Here is a 25622-nt window from a genome sequence, read left to right as displayed (position 1 = left end):
ATGGCCACGGAGCACCAGCCGAAGCGACAGGACCGGTATGGGGACCGGAGTCACCTCATCCCTTCGGTTCTGCGCGCGCCGTTCGAGGTCCGTACCTGGCGCGAGTTCGCCTATCTGATGCTGAGCATGCCGATCAGCATCGTGCTCTTCACCTTCTCGGTGACCGCCGTCTCGCTCAGTGCCGGACTGCTGATCACCTTCGTCGGCATCCCCCTCCTGGCGGCGGCGCTGGCGGCCTGCCGGGGCTTCGGGGCCCTGGAGCGGATGCGCGCCCGTACGTTCCTCCACCTCGAAGTGGAGAACCCCGAGCCGATCCGCCCCCGAACGAGCGGGCTGCTGGGCTGGGTGGGCGCGGTCCTCAAGAGCGGCCCGTCCTGGCGGCACCTGCTCTACACGCTGCTGCACTTCCCGTGGGCGGTGGCGGCGTTCATGATCACCCTCACCGGCTGGGTCACCGGCTGGGCCATGCTGCTCTACCCGCTCTGGAAGTGGACCTTCCCCGCCTACCTCGACCAGCCGGGCATCCAGGTCTACGGAAACTCCCACGGGGACGCCTTCTACCTCGACACCCCCTTCGAGATAGTCGGGACCTCGGTCGCGGGCCTCGCGACCGTTCTGATGGCGGGCTGGCTGATCCGGGGCTTCGCCTACGTGGACCGGCTGATGGTCAGCGGTCTCCTCGGGCCCTCCAGCCTCGCCACCCGGGTCGTGGAGCTGGAGTCGGACCGGGGGGTCGTGGTCGACACCGCCGCCGCCGACCTCCGACGCATCGAGCGCGACCTCCACGACGGCGCCCAGGCCCGACTGGTCGCCCTCGCCATGGACCTCGGTCTCGCGAAGGAGAAGCTGCTGGAGGACCCGGACGCGGCGGCGGCCATGGTCGACGAGGCCCACGGCGAGGTCAAGCTCGCCCTCCGGGAGCTGCGGGACCTCGCCCGGGGCATCCACCCCGCCATCCTCACCGACCGCGGGCTCAACGCGGCTCTGTCCGCCGTGGCCTCACGCTGCGCGGTCCCGGTGAGCGTGGAGGTGGATCTCAGGGAACGGCCCGCCGCCGCGATCGAGGGCATCGCCTACTTCACCGTCTCCGAACTGCTCCAGAACATCAGCAAGCACGCGCGGGCGACCAAGGCGTCGGTGGATGTCTGGGTCTCCGACGGCAGGCTGATGCTCCAGGTCATCGATGATGGGAAGGGCGGGGCGAACCTGGCCTCCGGCAGTGGTCTGGCGGGCCTGACGGAGCGGCTGGACGCGGTGGACGGAATCCTCGCCATCGACTCCCCGACCGGCGGCCCGACCACCATCACCGCGGAACTGCCCTGGCGCGCCTGACCCCCGGGCCGGCCCCTCCGCTCCTAGGGCGTGTTGCAAAAGTCCCGCCTGGCCCACGACCCCCGGCACGCACACTCGCTGTGTTGTCGGAGTCGCCCAAGTACGTCCAGTACGAGGACGATCCTCCGCCTTGCGATTGCACGCACCGGACGCCGCGGGCCCCGCCCTGCGGGCGGACGGCGCTACTTTCGCAACACGCCCTAGCCGTCTCTCTCCCCCCTCGCCACCCCACCCCACCCACCCCACTCAGCCGTACCCCACCCGCACCCCACCGCCGCCGAGGTTCTCCGAGCGCCACTCCCCCAGCCCCCTCGGCTCCCTGGGAATCGCTCGGAATCCCTTGGCCACATGTCGTCCGGATGTCGTCTACACCAGACACCGGCCGGCAACAAGACACCCCGACACAAGCCTGCCGAAACACCCCCGATCCGCACTCGTTCCCTCCCGCTGGCCGCAGTCACCTCCGCATACTGGGATGCTGAGGGGAAACAGCGCAGCGCAGGATCGACTTGGGGGCTACGGGGCAGTGAAGGACAGAGTGCGGGTCGTCATCGCCGAGGATTCGGTACTACTTCGGGAGGGCCTGACCCGGCTGCTGACCGACCGTGGGCACGACGTGGTGGCCGGGGTGGGTGACGGGGAAGCCCTGATCAAGACGATCGGGGAGCTGGCGGCCCAGCAGGCGCTGCCGGATGTGGTGGTCGCCGACGTACGGATGCCTCCCACCCACACCGACGAAGGCGTCCGGGCCGCGGTGCGGCTGCGCAAGGACCATCCCGATATCGGGGTGCTGGTCCTCTCCCAGTACGTGGAGGAGCAGTACGCCACCGAGCTGCTGGCGGGCAGCAGCCGGGGAGTGGGCTATCTGCTCAAGGACCGGGTGGCGGAGGTCCGCGAGTTCGTGGACGCCGTGGTGCGGGTGGCCAGAGGCGGTACGGCTCTGGACCCCGAGGTGGTGGCTCAGCTGCTGGGCCGGAGCCGCAAGCAGGACGTGCTGGCCAATCTCACCCCCCGCGAGCGGGAGGTCCTCGGTCTGATGGCCGAGGGCCGGACGAACTCGGCGGTCGCCAGGCAGCTGGTGGTGAGTGACGGCGCCGTCGAGAAGCATGTGAGCAACATCTTCCTGAAGCTCGGGCTTTCCCCGAGTGACGGGGATCACCGGCGCGTGCTGGCGGTGTTGACCTACCTCAAGTCCTAGTCGGCCGAGACGCCGTCAGTTGTCGAACCGGACGGCGGTCCTACAACCAAAGAACGAGCGGGGAGCGTCTGAGCGGAAGGACTCGGAGGGACGGTCAAAATATGACAAACCAGCACATTGGGGCGTCTCACACGGACGTCCATCATACGAGCGGTCCAGGGAAGCCCACCCTTACCCACGTAGGGTGGCGTGTGGAACGGCCTGTGGGACGGCCGGCCCGAGCAGCCGCCTCAAGGGAGGTCCAGTTCAGTGACCAGCCAGGTCAGTAGCCCAGCCGAACATGCCGACGAGGCGGACGAGGCCAATGAGGCTCTTGTCGGTGGACAGCGGATCATTGTCACCGGCGGCGAACCCGGTGTCGAATCCGGCACCGAGCCCGGTGGCGACACCGGTAGCCCCCGCGCCAAGGAGGTCCGCCGACTGGACCGGGTGATCATCCGGTTCGCGGGAGACTCCGGTGACGGTATGCAGCTCACCGGAGACCGGTTCACCTCGGAGACGGCGACCTTCGGAAACGACCTCTCCACCCTGCCGAACTTCCCCGCCGAGATCCGGGCCCCTGCCGGCACCCTCCCCGGCGTCTCCAGCTTCCAGCTCCACTTCGCCGACCACGACATCCTCACCCCGGGCGACGCGCCCAACGTCCTGGTCGCCATGAACCCGGCCGCGCTCAAGGCGAACATCGCCGATGTGCCGCGCGGCGGCGAGATCATCGTCAACACGGACGAGTTCGCCAAGCGCGCCATGGCCAAGGTCGGCTACGACACCTCCCCGCTGGAGGACGGCTCACTGGACGCGTACCACGTCCACCCCGTGCCGCTGACGACGCTGACGATCGAGGCGCTCAAGGACTTCGGGCTCTCCCGGAAGGAGGCCGAGCGCTCCAAGAACATGTTCGCGCTCGGGCTCCTGAGCTGGATGTACCACCGGCCGACCGACGGCACCGAGAAGTTCCTGCGGACCAAGTTCGCCAAGAAGCCGCAGATCGCCGAGGCGAACATCGCGGCCTTCCGCGCCGGATGGAACTTCGGCGAGACGACCGAGGACTTCGCGGTCTCCTATGAGGTCGCCCCCGCCACCAAGGCGTTCCCCACCGGCACCTACCGCAACATCTCGGGCAATCTGGCCCTCTCCTACGGGCTGATCGCCGCGAGCCGCCAGGCGGACCTGCCGCTCTACCTGGGCTCGTACCCCATCACCCCGGCCTCCGACATCCTGCACGAGCTGTCCAAGCACAAGAACTTCGGTGTGCGGAGCTTCCAGGCCGAGGACGAGATCGCCGGGATCGGGGCGGCCCTGGGGGCGGCGTTCGGCGGCGCGCTCGCCGTCACCACCACCTCCGGCCCCGGCGTGGCGCTCAAATCGGAGACCATCGGGCTCGCGGTCTCCCTGGAGCTGCCGCTGCTGATCGTGGACATCCAGCGCGGTGGCCCGTCCACCGGTCTGCCGACCAAGACCGAGCAGGCCGACCTCCTCCAGGCGATGTACGGGCGCAACGGCGAGGCACCGGTTCCGGTGGTCGCGCCCCGTACGCCCGCCGACTGTTTCGACGCGGCCATCGACGCGGCGCGGATCGCCCTCGCCTACCGGACCCCCGTCTTCCTGCTCTCCGACGGATATCTGGCCAATGGCTCCGAGCCCTGGCGCATCCCCGAGGTGGACGAGCTGCCCGATCTGCGGGTGCGGTTCACCACCGGGCCCAACCACGAGCTGGCCGACGGCACCGAGGTGTTCTGGCCCTACAAGCGCGACCCCGAGACGCTGGCGCGCCCGTGGGCCGTGCCCGGCACCCCCGGCCTCGAACACCGTATCGGCGGTATCGAGAAGCAGGACGGCACCGGCAACATCTCCTACGACCCCGCCAACCACGAGTTCATGGTCCGCACCCGCCAGGCGAAGATCGACGGCGTCGTGGTCCCGGACCTTGAGGTCGACGACCCGGACGGCGCGTCGACGCTGGTGCTGGGCTGGGGATCGACCTACGGCCCGATCACCGCGGCCGTCCGCAGACTGCGGGCGGAGAGCGTTCCCATCGCCCAGGCCCATCTGCGCCACCTCAACCCCTTCCCGAAGAACCTCGGCGAGGTGCTGGGGCGGTACGAGAAGGTCGTGGTGCCCGAGATGAACCTCGGCCAGCTCGCCATGCTGATCCGGGCGAAGTATCTGATCGACGCGCGCAGCTACAACCAGGTCAACGGAATGCCGTTCAAGGCCGAGCAGCTCGCCACGGCTCTCAAGGAGGCCATCAATGACTGAGACCGTGTCCGGTTTGCTCTCCCTGGTGCCCAAGGCCGAGGCCAAGCAGTCCATGAAGGACTTCAAGTCCGACCAGGAAGTGCGCTGGTGCCCCGGCTGCGGCGACTACGCGATCCTCGCCGCCGTCCAGGGGTTCATGCCCGAGCTGGGACTGGCGAAGGAGAACATCGTCTTCGTCTCCGGAATCGGCTGTTCCTCGCGTTTCCCGTACTACATGAACACGTACGGGATGCACTCCATCCACGGCCGCGCGCCCGCCATCGCGACGGGGCTCGCCTCCTCGCGCCGCGATCTGAGCGTCTGGGTCGTCACCGGTGACGGCGACGCGCTGTCCATCGGCGGCAACCACCTGATCCACGCCCTGCGCCGCAATGTGAACCTCAAGATCCTGCTCTTCAACAACCGGATCTACGGGCTCACCAAGGGCCAGTACAGCCCGACCTCGGAGGTCGGGAAGATCACCAAGTCGACGCCGATGGGTTCGCTGGACGCGCCCTTCAACCCGGTGTCGCTGGCGATCGGCGCGGAGGCCACCTTCGTGGCCCGTACGGTCGACTCCGACCGCAAGCACCTCACCAGCGTGCTGCGCCAGGCCGCCGACCACGAGGGCACGGCTCTGGTGGAGATCTACCAGAACTGCAACATCTTCAACGACGGCGCCTTCGAAGCCCTCAAGGACAAGCAGCGGGCGGAGGAGGCGGTCATCCGGCTGGAGCACGGTCAGCCGATCCGCTTCGGTGTGGAGAACGCCAAGGGCGTCGTCCGGGACCCGGCCACCGGCGATCTGCTGGTCGTCGACGTCACCCCGGAGAACGAGTCGCGCATCCTCGTCCACGACGCCCACGCCACCTCGCCCACCACGGCCTTCGCGCTCTCCCGGCTGGCCGACCCGGACACCCTGCACCACACCCCGATCGGGGTGCTGCGCAGTGTGGAGCGTCCGGTGTACGACACGCTGATGGCGGAGCAGCTCGACACCGCCATCGAGCAGAACGGCAAGGGAGACCTCGCCAGTCTGCTCGGGGGCAATGACACCTGGACCGTCGTCGGCTGATCGACGCGGGACCGTACGAGGGCGCCTTCCGCCTGGCGGAGGGCGCCCTCGCGTTTTCCTGGCCCCCGTACACGCGGTGTCCCGTACACGCGGTGTCCCGTGCGCGTACGGGGGCGGGGCAGGGGCCAGGGGGCGGGGGCGGGGCAGGGGGTACGGGTCAGGTCTTGGCCGTCACGGACTTGTAGCCGCCCAGGAAGCGCGGCCGGCCACCCGCCACCCGCCAGGTGTAGAGCCCGCCCTCCTTGTGGTCGAAGAGCCCGGTGTCGTCGCGGAAGGTGATGGTGGTCGCGATCCCCCGGTACCTCAGCTCACGCAGCCGCCGCACCAGCGCCCCCCGGTCCACCCGGTCGGTGTCCAGCTCCCGGATGCCCTGGGCGAGGAAGAGGACGGCGTCGTACGCCTCGACGGCGTGCCGCTCGATCTCCGTCGTACGCCACCGCTTCCGGTACGCGGCGGTGAACGTCTTCGCGGCCGGCAGCCGCGTCGGATCGGCGTACGAGGTGCCGAAGACCCACCCGTCGGCCGCCGCGCCCGCGCCGGTGAGGAACGCCGCCTCCATGACGGGTTCGACGGCGCCCCGGGGGCCGGTGAAGCCCTTCGCGCGCAGGGCCAGGGCGAGCAGTGCCGCGCGGGCGGGCGAGACACCCGCATAGATCACCCCGTCGGGCCGGCCGGCCAGCGCGGCGCGGGTCACGGTGGCGAAGTCCGCGCTCTCCGCGGCTACCTGGTGGAAGGTCATGCCGTCAGGACCCGCCCCCGACTCCCGCAGCGTCTTCACCATGCTCCAGGCGAAGTCGCCGCCCGCCCGGTCCTCCACGACAGCGAGCCGTCGGGTCCGCCTGGTGACGAAGTACGCGGTGACGGGGGTGAGCAGCAGATCGTCGGCGGGGCGCAGTTCGAAGTAGGCGCCGCGCCGGGAGATCGCGAACGGGGTGGCGCCGACCGAGACGGTCGCCACCGGCAGCAGATCGGTGAGGTACTGCTTGGCCACGGCGGCGGCGACGGCGGTCGTGGTCGGCCCGAGCACCGACACGACGGACCGGTCGGCCCCGAAGGTCTCGGCCGCCGCCAGGGCCCGCTTCGGGTCGCCCGCGTCGTCCAGCACCTTCAGCGCGAGGTCGAAGGGGCGGTCGCGGCGGGCGTTGAAGGTCTCGACCGCGAGCCGGGCCCCGCGCTCCTGGGCCTTCCCGTCCGCCGCGCCGGGACCGCTGAGATCGGTCTGGACGCCGATCACATGGCGGGGGCGCGGTCCGGAGCCGGTGCCGTCCGAACTGCCGGAGGGGCGGTTCGCCAGCCACGCCGTGACCCCGCCGGCCGTGACCACTCCGGCCGCCGAGCCGAGCACGAGGAACCGGCGGCGCGAGGGCCCTCCCGCAGGGGCCGGGGCAACCACCACGGTCGGCTCCGGCACGGGCAGATCGAGCACGCGGGAGGAGCGTTCCGCGATCAGCGCGGGCAGCCCGGCCGGGAGCCAGTCGGCGTCGGGGACGTCACCGAGGGCGCCCCGGAGGTCCTGGGCCGACGGACGATCAGCCGGGTCTTTGGCGAGACAGGCTCGGATGGGCTCCAGCAGGGCGGGCGGTACTCCGTCGAGGTCGGGTTCCTCGTGGACGGTGCGGAAGACGATCGCGGCGACCGTTCCCGTGCCGAAGGGGCGGCGCCCTGTCGTCGCGTACGCGAGCACACAGCCGAGCGAGAAGATGTCGCTCGGCGGGCCGACCGTGCCAGCCCCGGCCGCCCTCGCCTGTTCCGGCGAGAGATAACCGGGCGATCCGATCATGACATCGGTCGCCGTCAGCGCGGTGGCCCCGGCCGAGCGGGCGATACCGAAGTCGATCAGCCGGGGGCCGTCCAGCGCGAGCAGCACATTGCCCGGCTTGACGTCGCGGTGGACCAGACCGGCCGCATGGGTCCCGGCGAGCGCCTCGGCGAGCCTGCCTCCCAGCGCCCGGACCGTGCGTGCGGGCAGCGGGCCGTGCGCCGCCACCGCTTCGGCCAGCGCGGGGCCGGGGACGAACTCGGTGGCCAGCCAGGGTTCGGCCGCCTCCGGGTCGGCGCCGACCACCCGGACCACCCAGCGGCCGGTGATCCGGCCGGCGATCTCGGTCTCGCGACGGAACCGGGCGCGGAACCCCGGGTCGGCCGCGTGCTCCCGCCGGATCACCTTGAGGGCCGCCAGCGCGCCACGGCCGGAGCGGGCGAGATAGACGACGCCCATACCGCCCGCGCCGAGCCGGCCGAGCAGCCGGTAGCCCGCGATCGACGACGGGTCGCTCCTCGTCAGCGGGTCCATACGGCGCCTCCCCCGGCGAGCACGACGAACCCGACGAGAGACGTGAGCACGACGAGAGGCGTGAGCGCGACGGAGGACATGAGCGTCACAAGCGCCATGAGTAGGGCGAACACGGCGAGTACGGCGAACACGGCACCCGATGCCTCGCACCGTACGGTGCCGAATGCCTCGCTCCGCGCCACGGCAGCCACGGCAGCCACGGCGGGTCGGTCGCCAGGGCGCGGGGCCCCGGGGAGCAGGGTGGAGACTGGGCGCAGGTTGGCGACGGGTGAGCCCATGGGTCACGCCTTCCCGAGGCGGCCGGGATCGTCGGTGGGCGCCGCGTTCACATAGCTGAAGCGCCCCTTGTCGACCTTGAAGAGATAGGTACCCAGCCCCTTCAGATCGCCCTTGGGCTGGAACTGATAGCTGCCCATGACGCCCTGGTAGCTCTTCTGCCGCAGGGCGGTGCCGAGATCCTGCCGCGCCGGCCGGCGACCGCCCCGCGCCCCCTTCACCACCTCTTCGATCATCATGTTGACGCAGTCGAAGGACTCGCCCGCGTAGAACCCGGGCCCGGTGCCGAACTTCTTCCGGTAGGCGGCCACGAATCCCTTGGCGGTGGCCACCCGGGTCGGCTCCGCGACCGGCGCCCCGATCAGCCAGCCCTCGGCCGCGTCCCCCGCCAGCTTCAGGAACTCCGGGCTCAGCACATGCTGGCCGGCGATGGTCAGGCCGGTGAAGCCCCGGGCCTTCAGCGCGATGGCCGCCTTCGCCGCCGACCGGGGGCCACCGCCGTGGACATAGGAGTCGATGCCCGCGTCGACCATCTCCCCGATGACGGTGTCGTACGACCGCACGGAGGCGGGAACGACCCTCGGATGCGTGCGGTGACCGTAGTTGACCCGCAGGGCGTGGTTCGTCATCGCGATGTACTGCCAGGCGTAGTTGTCGTCGGTGCGGTCCTGGAGCAGCCCCGGGCGGGCGCTCGCCCTCTTCAGATGGCGGTAGTACATCTGGAGGACGTAGGAGAGCTGGAGCGCGGCGACGGCATGAGTGGGGCAGGCCCGGGTGAAGACGCGGTTCTGGCCCGTGGTCAGGGTGTTCAGTCCGGCCGAGTCGGACATCAGCGGCAGCAACGCCTCGTCGTACACGGGCAGGGCCGACTCGGTGGTGTAGTCGCCGGTCGAGCCGAGGACGGCGAGCACGTCACGGTCGCCGGTGAGCGACCGGGCGGCAGCGGACGCCCTGGTGGTGTTCCCGGCGTCGTCCGCCGTCTTCAGTTCGAGGGTGAAGGCGTTGCCCACACGGTCGTTGAACGCCTCGACCGCGAGCCGGGCCCCCCGCTCCTGCTCGATCCCGATGTGCCGCTGCGGACCGGTCAGATCCGCCTGTACGCCGATGATCCAGCGGCGCCCGCGCGGTGCGCCCGTGGTGGATTCGTCCCCGCCCCGGCGACCCGCCCAGAGGGCGACCCCGCCGCCGCCCGCCGCGAGCACCGCACCGCCCGAGGCGAGCAGGAACGCCCGCCGGCCGCGCGGCGTCGGCTCCGCCGTCTCCCCGATCCGGGTGGGCTCGATGTCGGGCAGGGCCAGCATCCGCGCCGAACGCTCGGCGATGATCCGTACGACGTCCGGCGGCAGCCAGTCCGCGCCTGCGCCGGGGGTGTCCTCGGCCAGCCGCGCGGCGACCTCGTCGGCCGTGGGCCGCCGCCCCGGCGCCTTGGCCAGGCACTCCCCCAGCACGGCCGCCAGCGCGCCGTCGATACCAGTGAGATCGGGCTCGTCGTGGACCGTCCGGTAGAGCAGGGCGTCCACCGCGCCCCGGCCGAAGGGCAGCCGGCCGGTGACCGCGTAGGCGAGCAGACAGCCGAGGGCGAAGACATCGCTCGGCGGGCCGATCTCGGCGCCGCGCGCCTCGGCCTGTTCGGGGGCGAGGAATCCGGGGGTGCCGACCACCATGTCGGTGGCGGTGAGCGCCGTCTCTTCGGTGGTCCGCGCGATACCGAAGTCGATCAGCCGGGGGCCGTCCACGGCGAGCAGCACATTGCCCGGCTTGACGTCCCGGTGGACCAGTCCGGCCCGGTGGACCGCGGCGAGCGCCGCGGCGAGCGCCACCCCCAGGACGCGCACGCTGCGGGTGGGCAGCGGGCCGTGGGCGGCGACGGCCTCCGCGAGCGAGGGCCCGGGGACGAAGGCCGTGGCCAGCCATGGTTCGGGGGCGTCCGGGTCGGCGGCGGTGACGGGCACCGCCCAGGGGCTGGTGACCCGCCGCGCGGCCGTCACCTCGCGCCGGAAGCGGGCCCGGAAGTCGGCGTCGTCCCGGTCGGTGTGGGTGACCTTGACGGCGGCCAGCTCGCCCGTCTCCGTACGGCCCAGATAGACGACGCCCATGCCGCCCGCGCCGAGCCGGCCGAGCAGCCGGTAGCCCGCGATCGACGACGGGTCGGTGGGCAGCAGCCGCGCCACGGAACCGGGCCCCGCGCCGGACGCGCCCGGAGGCTGCGCGGTGGGGCTCATTCGGCGGCCTCCAACTGCTTCTCGGCCCGGACCACCATGCCGGTCATGGCTTCAGCACGGGCGTTGTTGATCTCGTCCTCCGAATGGCCCTTGGCGCCCTTGGTGACGGTGGCGATGGTGACTTGGCCTATCCGGGACTGGTACCAGGCGTATTCATAGGCGGCCTTCCCGAAGGCGTCGTTGTGGTACCTGCCCAGCTCGCCGATGGAGTCCTCGGCGGTGAAGTTGCCCCCGGAGCCGAACACCCTACCGATCGACAGCAGGCCGCTGATGCGCTCGCCGTCGCGCAGCTTCTGCCCCGGGCAGCGGAGCGCCTCCTCCAGCGTCTCCGCCATCTCCCACTCGGCGTCCGGGCCGGTGCGGTGGACGGTGACGGTGGCGGCGACCCGGATCGGGCCCTTGCCGGCGGCGGCCGGTAGCTCGCTGTAGGAGGTGCGGGTGTGGAGCACGTCGGAGGGGCGGCTACCGCTCTGCCAGACGCACTTCTCGTCGAGGACCGGCCAATACCCCGGGGCGCTCAGGAACGGGGTGCGCCTGACATACCCCGGGCCCCACAGCTCGGGGCCCGCGAGGACGGCGTCGACCAGCTTCGCGGCGGCGGCGGCCGTCCGGGGGATGCGCGCCGGATCGGGGACGAAGGCCGCCGGGGCGGAGCTGCCGGACGGTTTCGGACCGGGCCCGCCCGATTCGGTCCCCCCGGCGGACGGTCTCCGCGGTGGCTCGCTCCCGCCGTCACGGCCGTCCGGACCGCCCGCCGACGCGCCCGAACAGCCCGTCCAGAGCAGCCCGCACGCCACCGCGCAACAGACGGCACGCACCACTCTTCCGTACAACATGGGTCCCCCAACCACACGTTCAACCGCACGTTCACCCGCTATCGCGACGATCGTACGACCCCACACCGACAATCAGGCCCAGCTTCTTGGCGATTGGGCACCTCTGCCAGCCAGGACATCGCGGGCGGGCGTCAGGGCCATCGCGGGCGGGCTGCTCTGGGCGGGCGTCGCGGCCATCGCGGGCGGGCGTCGCGGGCGTCATGACCGTCTGTCGATACGGACATGACAGTTCGGGCGGCCGGCGCGTACCGTCCGTACCTTCGGCGGTGTGACGCGCGCGGGGCGGGGAGGGCCAGTGAAGTCGGACGGCGAGTATCGGACCGGATTGCTGTACGGAATCGGTGCGTACGGGATGTGGGGCCTGGTCCCCCTCTTCTGGCCCCTCCTCAAACCCGCCGGCGCGACCGAGATCCTGGCGCACCGGATGGCCTGGTCGCTGGTGGCCGTCGGGATCGCGCTGCTCGCGCTGAAGCGGTGGCGCTGGATACGGGAGCTGATACGCAGCCCCCGGAAGCTGGCGCTGATAACCGTCGCCGCGGTCGTCATCACCATCAACTGGGGTTTCTACATCTGGGCCGTCAACTCCGGCCGCGTCGTGGAGGCGTCCCTCGGCTACTTCATCAACCCCCTCGTCACCATCGCCATGGGCGTCCTACTCCTGAAGGAACGGCTGCGGCCCGCGCAGTGGGTGGCCGTCGGCACGGGGCTCGCCGCGGTGCTGGTGCTGGCGATCGGGTACGGGGAGCCGCCGTGGGTCTCGCTGACGCTGGCGTTCTCGTTCGCGACGTACGGCCTCGCGAAGAAGAAGGTCAACCTCGGTGGAGTGGAGTCGGTCGCGGCGGAGACCGCGATCCTCTTCCTGCCCGCGGTGGGGTTCCTGCTCTGGCTGGGGGTACGGGGGGAGGCGAGCTTCGGTACGGAGGGGCTGGGCCACGCGGCGCTGCTGGCCGCCACCGGGCTGGTGACGGCGGTACCGCTGGTCTGCTTCGGCGCGGCGGCGATCAGGGTGCCGCTGTCGACGCTGGGGCTGCTCCAATACCTGGCGCCGGTGTCCCAGTTCCTGCTCGGGGTCGTCTACTTCCGCGAGGCGATGCCGGCCGAGCGGTGGGCCGGGTTCGCGCTGGTGTGGCTGGCGTTGACGTGCCTGACGTGGGACGCGCTGAGGGCGGGTCGGCAAGCGCGGGTACGGGCTGCCGCGGCGCAGACACCGACGCCGACGCCGACGTCTGCACCGGCACCGGCTTCCGCTGCTGCTGCGGCGGCGGCTCAGACGGCTCCGGCTTCGGCTTCGGCTACTGCGGCTGCGGCTGCGGCTGCGGCTCAGACGGCTTCGGCTTCGGCTTCGGCTTCGGTGAAGCCTGGGTCTTGAGGGGCCGGAGCACCCCTCACCCCGACCCCGGCCACAGCCCCGACCACAGTTACGGCTGGGAGGCGACCCCGACCTGCCCCGCGAGCTCCTTCCCACCACCAGTAGTTGAGGAGCGCGGGCCCCGCCCTCCGAAGGGGCGGGCACCCGGGAGTGCGAGGGCGATGCCCACGAGTGCCATGACCACCGGCACCACCAGTGCCGCCCGGAACGCGCCGAGGTCCGACCCCATCAGCCCGTACACCGCCGTCACCGAGGACACCCCCACTGCCGCGCCGAACTGTGTCGCCGTCTGTAGCAGTCCGCCCGCCAGCCCCTGTTCCCCGGGGGCCACCCCGTCCGTCGCGGCGATCGTCAGCGGCCCGTACGCGAGGGCGAACGCCGTGCCCGTGAGTGCCAGCGTCGGCATCATCGCCAGGTACGACCAGTCGCCGCCGACCGGCAGGAACAGCAGATACCCCACCGCCGCCATGACGAACCCGCTGAGGATGACCCGCCCATAGCCGAATCGGTTCACCAGGTACGGGGTGACCGTCGGCGCGAGGAGCACGTCCAGACCCGTCAGCAGCAGGGCGAAGGACGTCTTCAGCGAGGACCAGTCGCGGAACTCCTGGAGGTAGAGGGTCACCATGAACTGGAAGCCCATGAACGCGCCCAGGAAGAGCAGCGCCCCCAGGTCCGCCCGGACCAGTTGGCCCCGGCGCAGCAGGCCCAGCCGGACCAGCGGTGCGGGGGATCGCCGTTCGATACCGACGAAGAGGCCGATGAGCAGCAGCCCGCCACCGACGGCGGCGACGGTGACCGCCCAGCCGTCCAGACCGTGCTCCAGCCGTACGATGCCGTAGGTCAGCAGCAGCATCGCGCCGGCCGCCGACGCCGCACCCGCGAGGTCGAAGCCGCCCTCCCGCACGGGGAGCTGCTGCTTCGGGATCAGCCGGTGCGCGGCGATCAGGATCAGCCCGGCCAGCAGTACCGGCGCGAAGAAGACCCAGCGCCAGCCGAACTGGGTGAGCAGTCCGCCGATGACCAGTCCGAGGGAGAAGCCACCGGCCCCGGTTCCGGCGAAGATCAGTAGTGCCTTGTTGCGCCGGGGGCCCTCCTCGTACGACGTGGTGATGATCGACATCGACGCCGGGGTCATGAACGCCGACGCCACGCCCGTCACGAAGCGGGAGACGACCAGCATCCAGCCCTCGGTGGCGAAGCCGCCCAGCGCGGAGAAGACGATGAAGACGATGAGCCACGCCAGGAACATCCGGCGACGGCCGAGCAGGTCGGCGGCCCGGCCGCCGAGCAGGGTGAAGCCCGCGTAGCCGAGGACGTACCCACTGACCACCCATGCGGCGGTGCCGGTCGAAAGCCCCAGTTCGGCGCGGATGGTGGGGATGGCGATGGCGAGCATCGCGATGTCGACGCCCTCCAGGAATATCGCGCCGCAGAGGACGAGCAGGAGGGCCCAGGCCCGTCCCGAAAGGGACGAGGAGGTAGGCGCCGCGGGCGGGGTGGACGGGGCAGACATGGCAGAGGGCTCCGCAGGGGGAAGGGGAGGGCCGGCTACGGCGCAGGGGCCGATCGCCGCGCGAGGACTGATCACCGGGAGAGGACTGGATCACCGCAGGAGGTGCGGATACGCGCGAGGAACGGTTACCGCGCAGGGGGTCGGTTATCTCTTGTAACCGACTCGATCCTCCGGCAGCATGGCGTTCCATGGAAGAAGGCACTTTGAAGTCACCGAGGCACTCCGCGGTGACCGACTTCGACGACAGCGGCGATCCCGACCCGTTCCAGTGGGACACCCGGGAGGACTGCGAGGTCCGGCAGATCCTCGACCGGGTCGGGGACAAGTGGTCGCTGCTGGTCATCGCCCTGCTGGACAGCCGTGTCCTGCGCTTCACCGAGTTGCGCCGGGAGATCGACGGCATCAGCCAGCGGATGCTGACGGTCACCCTGCGCCAGCTAGAGCGCGACGGGCTCGTCAGCCGTACGGTGCACCCGGTCGTGCCGCCCCGGGTCGATTACGCGCTCACCGCGCTCGGCTGCACCCTGCACACCACCATCCGCTCCCTGGTCACCTGGACCGAGCGGCATCAGAACGAGATCGCCACGGCGCGGGCGGCGTACGACACCAGGATGGCCGACGCCCAGGAGCCGAGCACCACCTGAGCCGGGCCCGTCCCGCGTCAGGCCCGTCCCGCGCCAGGGACCCGGGGCCCGCCTGAGCCAGGAGCCGGGCCCTCCCCGAGCGGCCAGGAGCGCGGGCACTCCCGGGTCAGGCTCTCTCCACGGGCTCCGGTTGCCAGGCTCCGTCCACGGGCTCCGGCTCAGGCTCCGTCACCGGGCTCCGGGCTCCGGGCTCCGTCACCGGCCGCACCGCCGCCGCTGCTGCCTCGGCCTCCGGCCGGCGCGCACGGTGCGCCCGCACCTTGTGACGGTTGCCGCAACGCTCCATCGCGCACCAGCGGCGCCGGCCCGGCCGGGAGGTGTCGACGAACAGCAGGGCGCAGTCGTCCGAACCGCATGCGCGGACGCGGTACGCATACGGTCCGGTGAACAGCTCCACCGCGTCGCGCGCCACCGCCGACAGCAACTGCGCACCGCTGGCGCCGGGGACCCAGCCGCGCTCACCCCCGGCGGTGAATCGGGGCGCCGGCGGAGGGTGCGCGGCCGCATGGCTGACCACGATCAGATCGGCGGACGGCAGCACCCGGCCGCGCGCCCGGGCGACGGCCAACCGGTGCAGGGCGTCCCGGAGGACCCGCGCGCCCGTCACCTCGCGGTCCGACACGATCGGTTCGAGTCCGGCCGGCAGTCTGCTCTCCCCCGCCCAGCGCACCAGATCCGCGGGCGCGTGCAGCACTTCGAACCGCGCCAGCGGGCCGGGGCCACCGGTGACCAGCAGTTCAAGGCAGAGCGCCCCGGGGTCGAATCGATAGGGGCGCCCATCCGACGCGCGCAGGGTAAGTCCTCTTGCAGACTCGCTCATGTAACCACTATAACCAGTTTCATGACCTTGCATTGGAAGCTCTGCATCGACTCCATGGACCCGCTCGCACAGGCCGACTTCTGGGCCGAGGCGCTCGGTTACGAGGTGGAGGACCACAGCGCCCTCATCGGACGTCTGCGCGGATACGGGCAGTTGCCGGACGGTTCGACGGTTCAGGCACACGGCCGTGACGCTTGGCGGGATTTCGCTGCCGTCCGGCATCCGGACGACCCCGTCGACCCGGAGCAGGGGGTGGGGCTCGGCCGTCGGCTGCTCTTCCAGCGGGTCCCCGAGCCCAAGACCGTCAAGAACCGGCTCCACCTCGATCTGCATGTGGGCGCGGAGCGCCGGGAGGCGGAGGTCGAGCGGCTGGTGGGGCTGGGAGCGACCGTACTGGACCGGCAGGACCAGCCGATGGGCAGTTGGACCGTGATGGCCGACCCGGAAGGCGGCGAATTCTGCGTGGCGTGACCCTTCGGGACCGACGCGTAAGAGCCTCCCTCCGGCCAGCGGCCCGCCCGGCAGGCCGTGGGTGAACCGCACCGCGCGCCGGTCCCGCCCCCGGCCCCTTCACCTCGCCATCGTGGACGAAGGGCGACGGGAGCTTGGCCATGCGACGACCGGCGAATGTTCTTTATCCGAACATGGGTGACCGGATTCCGCCCTTGACGGTCCATCGAACTCTCGCTGAACTCTCAGGACGCACCGAGCCCTCGGTGCCCCCGTACACCGCGCCCCACCCGTCCCACAGCACAGCGCCACCGCTCCAACGCCCTGGAACCCGCCATTCCAGGGCGCTCGCACGTTCCGTCCTGTCCCCGTACGGAATCCGGAGCCCCCACATGACGCTCTCCTTCCCCAGACGCACCGCCGCGGCGGCCGTCATAGCCCTGGCCGGGCTGCTCGCCCCCGTCGCCCCGGCGGCCAACGCCTCCATATCCACGCCCCAGGCCGTCGCCGCACCGGACATACCGCTCGCCAATGTCAAGGCACACCTCACGCAACTCCAGTCGATCGCCACCGCCAACGGCGGCAACCGCGCCCACGGCCGCCCCGGCTACCTGGCCTCCGTCAACTACCTCAAGGCCAAGCTGGACGCCGCCGGATTCATCACGACCGTGCAGCAGTTCACGACCAGCGGCGCCGTCGGCTACAACCTGATCGCCGACTGGCCGGGCGGCGACCCCAACCAGGTCCTCATGGCCGGCGCCCACCTCGACTCCGTCACCTCCGGCGCGGGTATCAACGACAACGGCTCGGGCTCCGCGGGCGTCCTCGAAACCGCGCTCGCCGTCTCCCGCGCCCAGCTCCAGCCCACCAAGCACCTGCGCTTCGCCTGGTGGGGCGCGGAGGAACTGGGTCTGGTCGGGTCGAGGTACTACGTCGCCAATCTGCCCGCCGCCGAGCGCGCCAAGGTCTCCGGCTACCTCAACTTCGACATGATCGGCTCCCCGAACCCCGGCTACTTCGTCTACGACGACAATGTGGCGCTGGAGAAGGTCTTCAAGGACTACTTCGCGGGCCTCGGCGTCGCCACCGAGATCGAGACCGAGGGCGACGGACGCTCCGACCACGCCTCCTTCAAGAACGTGGGCATAGCGGTCGGCGGTCTGTTCACCGGGGCGGGTCGTACGAAGACCGCCGCGCAGGTCCAGAAGTGGGGCGGCACCGCCGGTCAGGCGTTCGACCGCTGCTACCACTCGTCGTGCGACACCACGGCGAACATCAACGACACCGCGCTGGACCGCAACAGCGACGCCATCGCCCACGCGATCTGGACGCTGGCCACCGGTACGACCACGCCGCCCGGCGATGTCTACGAGAACGTCGCCGACGTCGCGATCCCGGACAACGGCGCGGCCGTCACCTCCACCGTGAACGTCTCGGGCCGCACCGGAAACGCCCCGGCCGCCCTCTCCGTCGGGGTGGACATCAAACACACCTGGCGCGGCGACCTCGTCGTCGATCTGGTGGCGCCCGACGGGAGCGCGTACCGGCTGAAGAACTCCAGCAACGACCAGGCCGACAACGTCATCGCCACCTACACCGTGAACGCGTCCAGCGAGCCCGCGAACGGCGCCTGGAAGCTGCGCGTCCAGGATGTCGGCCCGCAGGACACGGGCTTCATCGATAGCTGGAAGCTCACCTTCTGATCCCACGGACCAACCGCCGCCCCCCACCGGCCGCATGTGTGTGCCCCCACCGCACACACATGCGGCTCGCTCGGGCGTACGGCGCGACGGGCGCGGGCACCGCCCGCCGTGCCGCACGACGGGCGAAACCGTCGTACGGCACGACACGCGGACGCCGCCGTACGGCAGGACGCGTACAGAGACCGCCGTACAGCTCGACGCGCAGACACGGCGGGGCGCGCAACGCCCCGGTCAGGCGAAACCCCGGTCGGGCGTCGCCCCGCTCAGGCGGTGATGTCCTTCGCCGTGAAGCGCGCCCACGCCGCCGACCCGAAGACCGCCACGTACAGCGCCTGGAGTCCGAGGTTCTTCCGCACCTCGTCCCAGTACAGCGGCTCCCGCATCAGATCCGAGAACGACATCCAGTAGTGCGGGAAGAGATACGGATGGACCGCCTCAAGCTGCGGAATCGTGCCCAGGATCTGCACGGTGATCAGCAGCCCGACCGTGGTCGCCATCGCCGCGACACCGCTGCCGGTGAGCGTGGAGACGAACAGCCCCAGCGCCGCGATCCCGGCGAGCGAGGCCGCGACGACGACCGCGACGAGACCGGCCCGCAGCAGCCCCTCCCCGAACGAGATCGTGGTGCCGGAGATCGTCGTGACGTCTCCCAGCGGGAAGAGCAGCGCCCCCACCGCGAGGGCGGACACCGCCACCACCAGGGTCGCGATCAGACAGAAGGCGAGCGTCGCGGCGTACTTGGCGAGCAGCAGCCGGGTCCGGCCGGCCGGGGCGACCAGCAGATAGCGCAGGGTGCCCGCGTTCGCCTCGCCGGCGATGGCGTCACCGGCGACCACCCCGACCGCCATCGGCAGAAAGACGGGGAGGGTCGCGGCGAGCGCGGCGAAGACCAGGAAGAGGCCGTTGTTGGTGATCTGGCTGATGAAGGCGGGCCCCTCGCCGCCGCCACCCGCCGATCCGCCGTCGCCGGTCTCGATCTTCACGGCGATGCCGATCAGTATGGGGACGGCCGCCAACACCCCCAACAGCGCCAGCGTCCGCCAGCGGCGCAGGGTGATGACCAGCTCGGAGCGGAAGAGCCCGAGCGTCCACCACGCCCGGCCGGCCCGCGGCTCGCCCGGGTGGCCACCTACCGGCTCCCCCGGCCGCTCACCACGCGGCTCCGTGACGACTTCAGCCCGCGACATCGAAACCCTCCCCCGTCAGTGCGACGAACGCGTCCTCCAGCGATGCCCGCTCGACGCCGAACCCCCGGACCCGTACGCCGCCCTTGACCAGCGCGGCATTGACGTCCGCCAACTCCGTGTCCGCCCCCGGCGGATCGCCCGTCACCCGGTCGTCATCGACGCGCACCTCCGTCACGCCCAGCTCCTTCAGCAGCCGGGCCGCGTCGGCGGTGTCGGGGGTGAGGACCGTCAGCCTCCCCCGGCTCCCGGCCGCGAGATCGGCCACCGAGCCCTGCGTGAGCAGCCTCCCCCGGTTCATCACCGCCGCATGGGTGCAGACCTGTTCGATCTCGTCGAGGAGATGGGAGGAGAGGAAGACGGTCGTGCCGTCCGCCGCCAGCTCGCGGACCAGGGAGCGGATCTCCCGCATACCCTGCGGATCGAGGCCGTTGGTCGGCTCGTCCAGGACGAGCAGCCGGCGCGGCTGGAGCAGTGCCGCCGCGAGACCGAGGCGCTGCTTCATCCCCAGTGAGTACGCCTTCGCCTTCTTGCCGGCCGCCGAGGTCAGCCCGACCCGGTCGAGCGCACCGGCGACCCGGGTCCGACGGGTGCGGGGGTCGGCGGTCGGATCGGCGGAGTCGTACCGGATGAGATTGTCCCGGCCGCTCAGGAATCCGTAGAGCGCGGGCCCCTCGATGAGGGCTCCGACCTGCGGCAGTACGGTACGGGCCGCACGCGGCATCCGCTCGCCGAGGACCGTGGCGCTGCCCGCCGTGGGTTCGATCAGGCCCATCAGCACGCGGATGGTGGTCGTCTTGCCCGATCCATTGGGGCCGAGGAATCCGAAGACACTGCCCGCGGGCACGGTGAGATCGAGCCCATCCACCGCGAGCTGACCGCCGCGGTACCGCTTGGTGAGACCACGCGTCTCGATCACGGCTGTCATGCCGGTTCCCCCGTTCCGTACGCTCTGCTGTGCTCAGCCTTCCGCCCCGCCGTACGGAGCGTACGGCGGGGCGGTCGGCGGCGCCCGAAGTCCGTCACCACAAGTCCGTCACCACAGGTGCGTCACCACAAGTGCGTGGCCACAAGTGCGTGGCCCGAGATCCGTGGCCCGAGATCCGTGGCTGGAAGTCCGGCGGCCGACCGGCCCCCGGCTGGGACCGTGGGCACCGATCGGACCGCCGCCGTCCTACCGGCTCCGGCTTCGGCACCGGGCACCGGCTCTGTTCTCGTCCCCTTACCCCTACCCGTACCCCTGTACTGGCCGGGGTCGCCTGTCCGTACGGGCCCAGATGCCGGCGTCCGTACACACTCTGGTCGCCTGCCCCCGGGGTCCGGCCAACGGGTCGCGTCGGCCACCCGCTCCGGCTATCGGGCCGCGTTGGCCGCCTTGACGAGCGCGTCCTTGGTCACGGCGCCGACGTAGACCGTGCCGTCGTCCGTCATCAGGGCGTTGACCAGGCGCGTCTTGAAGACCGTGCCCGTACCGAACTTCCCGCTGACCGGGTCGCCCAGCGCGTCCAGGAAGCTCTCGGCCTCCGCCGGCACCTCACCGTCCTTCGGCGGAGTGAGGCCCTTGCCACCGGGGCTCTCGAACTTCGCGATGGAGTTCCAGCCCTCGCCGATGATGTCCGGCCCCTGAGAGCCGTCACCACCGGGCAGCCCCGGCAGTCCCGGCAGCGCCCGCGGCACCCCCTCGGCCTCTCCACCCGCCTTCTTCTCCAGCTCATCGGCCTCGGTGACCTTCGCGCCCTTCGGCGGGTCGAAGTCGAAGGTGGACGCGGCGGGCCGGGAGAAGTCGACCTTGGTGAAACCGACGTCGATCACAGCCTTGCCGCCACCGCTCGGGACGAGGGTGAACTTCAGCGGTGTGCCGGTCTTCGCGTCCACCGCGACCTTGATCGACCCGATCGTGGAGCCGCTCTGCTTGGGCTTGACGACGAGTTGGTAGGCGTCCCGCCCGGCCACCTGCGCGGTGCCGTCGACGGTCACCGATGTGGTGGCACCGGCCGCCTGCAACGCCTGGGCGGCGAAGTCCTTGGGCGTGGCCGGCAGCTCCTTGGGCGTGGCATCGGCCGCGCCGGAGTCGTTTCCGGACTTCTTCGCGTGGAAGGCGGCGTTCGTGGCGCTGTCGTACGCCCAGATCTCGCCGCCGTTGTGTATCAGGCTGTACTCCGCGCTCTTCTCCAGGATGGAGACCTTCTGACGGTCCGGTCCGTCGACCGCGACCCGGAGCGTGTGCGACCCCGAGACCAGCTCCATCAGCTTGCCCTGGGGGTCGGCCGACGAGCCCTCGCCCGCACCGGCGCCGTCCGCCCCGGCACCGCCCTCGGAGAGGAAGCCCTCCGCGAGCCCGCCGAAGGAGGGGATCCCGAGATCCGTGCTGATCTTGACCGTGCCGGAGAGCCGCTCGGTCTCCGAGGCGGCGATCCGCTCGATCAGTTCCTGCGCGCTGATCTTCGGCAGATCGGGATCACCGGAGGCAGCGAGTGCCGGGACGAGCCCGATGGTCGCCGCCGCCACCCCGGCCACCGCGACCGGGACGAAGTAGCGAGCCGCCTTGCGCCGGCCCGCTGCGAGGTCCGTGGCCTCATCGGTGGTCTGTGCGCTGTCGTTCGGTGCCATGGTGTGCCCTACCTCCGTGGTCGTTCAGGAGTGGTGCCGGTCGGATGGTGCTGCCGGTCGGTTCCGCTGCTATCCATCTGACCAAATCGGGTGCGCTCAGGCGTCACTCCCCGGGAGCAACTTCCCGTACTGCTGTGGGATGACGGATGGGCGGGACGCCTCCCCCATCCAGTAGGGGAGACCGTCCCCGAATGCCGGGGACACCAGTGCCAGGGGATGCCGGTACCGGGAGGTGCCGGGGCGCCGGTACCGGGGGCGATTCACGCCCCGGCCACCGCGGTCAGCGCCCGGCGCGCGATCGGCCCTCGATGGACATGTCATCGGCCCCGTAGGGGACACCGTCGCCCGCACCCGAACGGCCCAGCCCACCCGACCAGCTCGACCGTACGCCCCGCACCCACCCACTCGCCCACCGCCCACTCGCCCGATCAAGCGATCAGGCGCTCGGGCGATCAGGCGCGGCAGCCAACCCCTCGCCCAGTCGCCAGTCGTCGGCCTCAGCCCGCGCGGTGCACCACCGCGTCGCACAGCTCCTCCAGCGCGGCCTTCGCGTAACACTCCGGCAGGGGTGCGAGCATCGCCCGCGCCTCCTCCGCGTACCGCACGGTCTCCCGTCGCGCCAGCTCCAGCGCCGGGTGCGCACGCAGCCGCCGCAGCACCTCGCCGTGCCGGGCGTCGTCCGTCAGGTCCCCGTCGAGGAGGGCGACGAGCTCCAGGTCCTCGGGCCGCCCGTGCGCCTCGGCCTGGGCGCGCAGATGCAGCACCGGCAGCGTCGGGATGCCCTCCCGCAGATCCGTACCGGGCGTCTTGCCCGATTCATGCGAGTCGCTGGCGATGTCCAGGACGTCGTCGGCGAGCTGGAAGGCGACACCGAGCCGCTCCCCGTACTGGGTCAGGATGTCCACGACACCCTCGTCGGCGCCCGACATCATCGCGCCAAACCGGCCCGAAACGGCGATCAGCGACCCCGTCTTGCCCCTGATCACGTCGAGATAGTGCTCCACGGGATCCCGCCCGTCGCGCGGACCGGCGGTCTCCAGGATCTGCCCGGTGACCAGCCGCTCGAACGCCTCGGCCTGGATACGGACGGCCTCCGGGCCGAGGTCGGCCAGGATGTGCGAGGCGCGCGCGAAGAGGAAATCACCGGTCAGGACGGCCACGGAGTTGTCCCAGCGGGCGTTGGCGCTGGGCACTCCGCGCCGTACGTCCGCCTCGTCCATCACATCGTCGTGGTAGAGCGTCGCGAGATGCGTCAGCTCGACGACCACGGCGGAGGGCACGATGCCCGGCGCGTACGGATCGCCGAACTGGCCCGCGAGCATCACCAACAGGGGCCGGAACCGCTTGCCTCCGGCCCGTACGAGATGCTGTGCGGCCTCCGTGATGAAGGGCACCTCGCTCTTGGTGGCATCGAGCAGGCCCGCCTCCACGGCAGACAGTCCGTTCTGGACATCGGCTTCGAGAGCCTGGTCCCGCACGCTCAGCCCGAACGGCCCGACGACGGTCACGAGGGGGTCTCCTGTCTGCTGATAATCACACGGATTGTCGATGTCTCGGTGGATTCACTCAAGTCAGCGTATCCGGTCGCGTTTCGATCACCATGAGCGCCTTCCCGCCGCCGCCGGTATGTTCGTGATCAGCAGATACGACCAGGGGTGAGCCCTTTCGCCGAGATCCCCGAACGACCCGCCGGCGAAGAGTGCGCACCCCGTGCGAACGAGGGCCTCGCCATGCGTCATCGCCTTCATTTTCCTTACGGAATCAGTCGCGCGGACATCCGGATCCCGCTGCGGGACAGCACGATGCTGTACGCGCGGGTCTGGCGGCCACACACCGAAGACACTGTCCCGGCGCTGCTCGAGTATGCGTCGGACCGGCTCACCGACTCGACCGCTTCACGCGACTGGCAGCGTCATCCCTGGTACGCGGGGCACGGCTACGCCTCGGTGCGGGTCGACGCGCGCGGCCACGGCAACAGCGAGGGCCTCCCCGGTGGCCAGGAGTCGGACGATGCGCTGGAGGTGCTCGACTGGCTGGCCGCGCGCGCCTGGTGCACGGGCCGGATCGGCATGTTCGGTCTCGGCCCGGGTGGCGGCCTGGCGCTACGGGTCGCGGCGCTCGCCCCGGAGCCACTGCGGGCGGTCGTCGCGGTGTGCGCCGGGAACGACCCGTACGACGGCGGTGGCGGATCGCTCCCGGCCGAATCGGTACGGACGGCGTCGGCAGCCCTGCTCTCCGCCGTCTGCCGGCCGCCCGACCCGCTCTACGCGGGCGCCGGGTGGCGCGAGCTGTGGCTGAAGCGGTTGGCGGCCGTCGACCCCGGCCGGCACCCGGGGTGGGGCCCGGAGCCGGGCCTCGCGGACGTACGGACGCCGGGCCTCGCGGACGTAGGAGAACCTGACCTCGCGGACGTACGGGTGCCGGTACTGGCGGTGGGCGGCTGGTACGACCCGTACCGCGACACCGTGCTGCGGCTGCTGGAACGGGCTCCCGGCCGGGTACGGGGTCTGATCGGGCCGTGGTCGCACCAGTACCCGGACCATGGGCGGCCGGGTCCCCCAATCGGGTTCCTCCAGGAGACGCTCCGATGGTGGGACTGTCATCTCAACGGCGCGAGCCCATCGACAGGCCCATCGACAGGCCCGGCGACGGACCCCGCGACGGACCCGACGGCGGTAGCACCACTCCGCGCCTGGCTACCGGACGGCGTCGCGGTACGGGGCGAACCACGCGTACCCCCCGTACCCCACCCGCCCCACTCGTCCACCGCACCCACCGCACCCACCGCACCCGGCGTCCCCGAGTCCGCCAACGGCCGCTGGACCGCCGAACCCGCCTGGCCGTCGCCGCACATCACCCCCCTGTCGTACGAGCTCACGGGCGCGCCCCTGATCGTCGACTCCCCCCAGCAGACCGGCCTGGAAGCGGGCCCCTTCCGCTCCCCCGGCCACCCCGGCTGCTCCACCGATCAGCGCGCCGACGACGCGTACGCGGCCTGTTTCGAGTTCCCGGTGCCCGGCGAACCGATCGAGATCCTGGGCAACCCGCGGGTCACCCTGCGGCTGCGGCTCGACGTCCCCCGGGGCCAGGTGGCCGCCCGGCTCTGCGATATCGCGCCGGACGGCGCTTCGGCGCTCGTCACCCGGGGCCTCTTCCCCGTCTCCGGCTGGACGCCGGGCGCGACGGCCGAGGTGACGTTCGACCTGATGGCGATCGCCCACACCTTCCGCCGGGGGCACCGGGTGCGGCTCGCGGTCTCCTCCGCGTACTGGCCGTGGCTCCGGCCGGACGCCGGCTCGGCCGGATTCAGCCTGCTGCCCGAGGGGTCCCGTCTCGAACTCCCCGTGCACCGGGGGACCGGGCGCGGGCCGGACTTCGAACCCCCGGAGCAGTACGAGCCCCTCGGGGTCAGCGCGCCCGCCACCTTCGACGAGCAGCCGCCGGAACGGCTGCTGGTCCGGGACATCGCCGAGGACGAATGGCGGCTGGAGACCACCCCGCACCCCGGCGTCACCCAGCTCCACCCGGACGGGCTCGAAATCACCGAGGAGGCGCGGGAGATCTTCACCGTACGGGCGGGGGATCCCCGTTCGGCCTGGTCCCGGGCGACCTGGACGGTACGGCTGCACCGGCCGGAGCTGCCCTGGGACGTCACCGTGGAGACCCGCTCGTCCGTGGTGTCGGACGGCGAGGACGGCACCGTCACCCAGGACGAGGTCGTCTGCCGGGAAGGAACGGAGATCGTCTTCCATCGGACGTGGGAGAAGAGGACTCCGGCGCCGACCGGCTGATCGCACTCTGCCGACGGGGGACACCGCCGACGTAACGTGTCCTCAACACGTGGAAAGCGAGGCAGGCA

19 protein-coding genes are annotated in these 25622 nt (G+C 71.3%); 9 read left to right on the top strand and 10 right to left on the bottom strand.

Annotated elements, in window-relative coordinates:
• The 4 genes from ACH4S7_RS07755 to ACH4S7_RS07740 all read left to right on the top strand — a co-directional run bounded on the left by ACH4S7_RS07755 (nt 1) and on the right by ACH4S7_RS07740 (nt 5840).
• Nucleotides 1-1332, top strand: coding sequence for a sensor histidine kinase (locus tag ACH4S7_RS07755; RefSeq protein WP_398520697.1), 1332 nt, complete (start codon nt 1-3; stop codon nt 1330-1332).
• Nucleotides 1333-1870: 538 nt separating this feature from the next.
• Nucleotides 1871-2530, top strand: a complete 660-nt coding sequence (locus ACH4S7_RS07750; protein ID WP_398520696.1) for a response regulator — start codon at nt 1871-1873, stop codon at nt 2528-2530.
• Nucleotides 2531-2779: 249 nt separating this feature from the next.
• Nucleotides 2780-4786 (top strand): 2-oxoacid:acceptor oxidoreductase subunit alpha, encoded by a 2007-nt coding sequence (locus tag ACH4S7_RS07745; RefSeq protein ID WP_398520223.1) that lies wholly within the window; start codon nt 2780-2782, stop codon nt 4784-4786.
• On the top strand, nt 4779-5840 hold the full coding sequence (locus tag ACH4S7_RS07740; protein ID WP_398520222.1) for a 2-oxoacid:ferredoxin oxidoreductase subunit beta: 1062 nt from the start codon (nt 4779-4781) through the stop codon (nt 5838-5840). The genes ACH4S7_RS07745 and ACH4S7_RS07740 overlap by 8 nt, the downstream gene beginning before the upstream one ends.
• A 157-nt stretch (nt 5841-5997) precedes the next feature.
• Here ACH4S7_RS07740 and ACH4S7_RS07735 read toward each other — a convergent pair whose 3' ends face one another.
• From ACH4S7_RS07735 to ACH4S7_RS07720, 4 genes are read right to left on the bottom strand one after another with little or no spacing between them, the layout of a single operon-like run.
• Nucleotides 5998-8133, bottom strand: a complete 2136-nt coding sequence (locus ACH4S7_RS07735; protein ID WP_398520221.1) for a bifunctional serine/threonine-protein kinase/ABC transporter substrate-binding protein — start codon at nt 8131-8133, stop codon at nt 5998-6000.
• Nucleotides 8121-8411: a hypothetical protein gene (locus tag ACH4S7_RS07730; protein ID WP_398520220.1), complete on the bottom strand. Its 291-nt coding sequence runs from the start codon at nt 8409-8411 to the stop codon at nt 8121-8123. The genes ACH4S7_RS07735 and ACH4S7_RS07730 overlap by 13 nt, the downstream gene beginning before the upstream one ends.
• 3 nt (nt 8412-8414) lie before the next feature.
• Nucleotides 8415-10631, bottom strand: coding sequence for a bifunctional serine/threonine-protein kinase/ABC transporter substrate-binding protein (locus ACH4S7_RS07725; RefSeq protein WP_398520219.1), 2217 nt, complete (start codon nt 10629-10631; stop codon nt 8415-8417).
• A complete protein-coding gene (locus ACH4S7_RS07720) occupies nt 10628-11467 on the bottom strand; it encodes a hypothetical protein (protein WP_398520218.1) in 840 nt (279 codons plus the stop codon). Before ACH4S7_RS07720 ends, ACH4S7_RS07725 begins: the two co-directional genes overlap by 4 nt.
• 295 nt (nt 11468-11762) lie before the next feature.
• Between ACH4S7_RS07720 and rarD the strand changes: the two genes are divergently transcribed.
• The gene (gene rarD, locus ACH4S7_RS07715) at nt 11763-12836 is read left to right on the top strand and encodes an EamA family transporter RarD (protein WP_398520217.1); all 1074 of its coding nucleotides are present in this window, start codon (nt 11763-11765) and stop codon (nt 12834-12836) included.
• A gap of 49 nt (nt 12837-12885) precedes the next feature.
• Here rarD and ACH4S7_RS07710 read toward each other — a convergent pair whose 3' ends face one another.
• Nucleotides 12886-14352: an MFS transporter gene (locus ACH4S7_RS07710; protein ID WP_398520216.1), complete on the bottom strand. Its 1467-nt coding sequence runs from the start codon at nt 14350-14352 to the stop codon at nt 12886-12888.
• A gap of 188 nt (nt 14353-14540) precedes the next feature.
• On the opposite strand from ACH4S7_RS07710, the gene ACH4S7_RS07705 reads away from it, so the two are divergent.
• Nucleotides 14541-14996, top strand: a complete 456-nt coding sequence (locus ACH4S7_RS07705) for a winged helix-turn-helix transcriptional regulator (protein WP_398520215.1) — start codon at nt 14541-14543, stop codon at nt 14994-14996.
• Nucleotides 14997-15102: 106 nt separating this feature from the next.
• Here the strand turns inward: ACH4S7_RS07705 and ACH4S7_RS07700 are convergent, their stop codons facing one another.
• On the bottom strand, nt 15103-15816 hold the full coding sequence (locus tag ACH4S7_RS07700) for a CGNR zinc finger domain-containing protein (RefSeq protein ID WP_398520214.1): 714 nt from the start codon (nt 15814-15816) through the stop codon (nt 15103-15105).
• Between the two features lie 21 nt (nt 15817-15837).
• Here ACH4S7_RS07700 and ACH4S7_RS07695 point away from each other — a divergent pair, with 21 nt between their 5' ends.
• A complete protein-coding gene (locus tag ACH4S7_RS07695) occupies nt 15838-16287 on the top strand; it encodes a VOC family protein (protein WP_398520213.1) in 450 nt (149 codons plus the stop codon).
• Nucleotides 16288-16658: 371 nt separating this feature from the next.
• The gene (locus tag ACH4S7_RS07690) at nt 16659-17969 is read left to right on the top strand and encodes a M28 family metallopeptidase (protein WP_398520212.1); all 1311 of its coding nucleotides are present in this window, start codon (nt 16659-16661) and stop codon (nt 17967-17969) included.
• 263 nt (nt 17970-18232) lie between these two features.
• Here the strand turns inward: ACH4S7_RS07690 and ACH4S7_RS07685 are convergent, their stop codons facing one another.
• The 4 genes from ACH4S7_RS07685 to ACH4S7_RS07670 form a co-directional block, all read right to left on the bottom strand.
• Complete coding sequence (locus ACH4S7_RS07685) at nt 18233-19156, bottom strand: ABC transporter permease (RefSeq protein WP_398520211.1); 924 nt, start codon at nt 19154-19156, stop codon at nt 18233-18235.
• Complete coding sequence (locus ACH4S7_RS07680) at nt 19143-20081, bottom strand: ABC transporter ATP-binding protein (RefSeq protein ID WP_398520210.1); 939 nt, start codon at nt 20079-20081, stop codon at nt 19143-19145. The genes ACH4S7_RS07685 and ACH4S7_RS07680 overlap by 14 nt, the downstream gene beginning before the upstream one ends.
• A gap of 425 nt (nt 20082-20506) precedes the next feature.
• Entirely contained in the window at nt 20507-21763 is a 1257-nt protein-coding gene (locus ACH4S7_RS07675) for an outer membrane lipoprotein carrier protein LolA (RefSeq protein WP_398520209.1), read from the bottom strand.
• A 497-nt stretch (nt 21764-22260) separates the two neighbouring features.
• Complete coding sequence (locus ACH4S7_RS07670; RefSeq protein ID WP_398520208.1) at nt 22261-23271, bottom strand: polyprenyl synthetase family protein; 1011 nt, start codon at nt 23269-23271, stop codon at nt 22261-22263.
• 222 nt (nt 23272-23493) lie between these two features.
• On the opposite strand from ACH4S7_RS07670, the gene ACH4S7_RS07665 reads away from it, so the two are divergent.
• Nucleotides 23494-25554, top strand: a complete 2061-nt coding sequence (locus ACH4S7_RS07665) for a CocE/NonD family hydrolase (protein ID WP_398520207.1) — start codon at nt 23494-23496, stop codon at nt 25552-25554.
• The last annotated feature ends 68 nt before the right edge of the window (nt 25555-25622 follow it).

The sequence above is a fragment of the Streptomyces sp. NPDC020965 genome, from assembly GCF_044333555.1.
In the GTDB taxonomy this organism is placed as follows: Bacteria; Actinomycetota; Actinomycetes; order Streptomycetales; family Streptomycetaceae; genus Streptomyces.
This window is presented reverse-complemented; position numbering and strand designations above follow the sequence as displayed.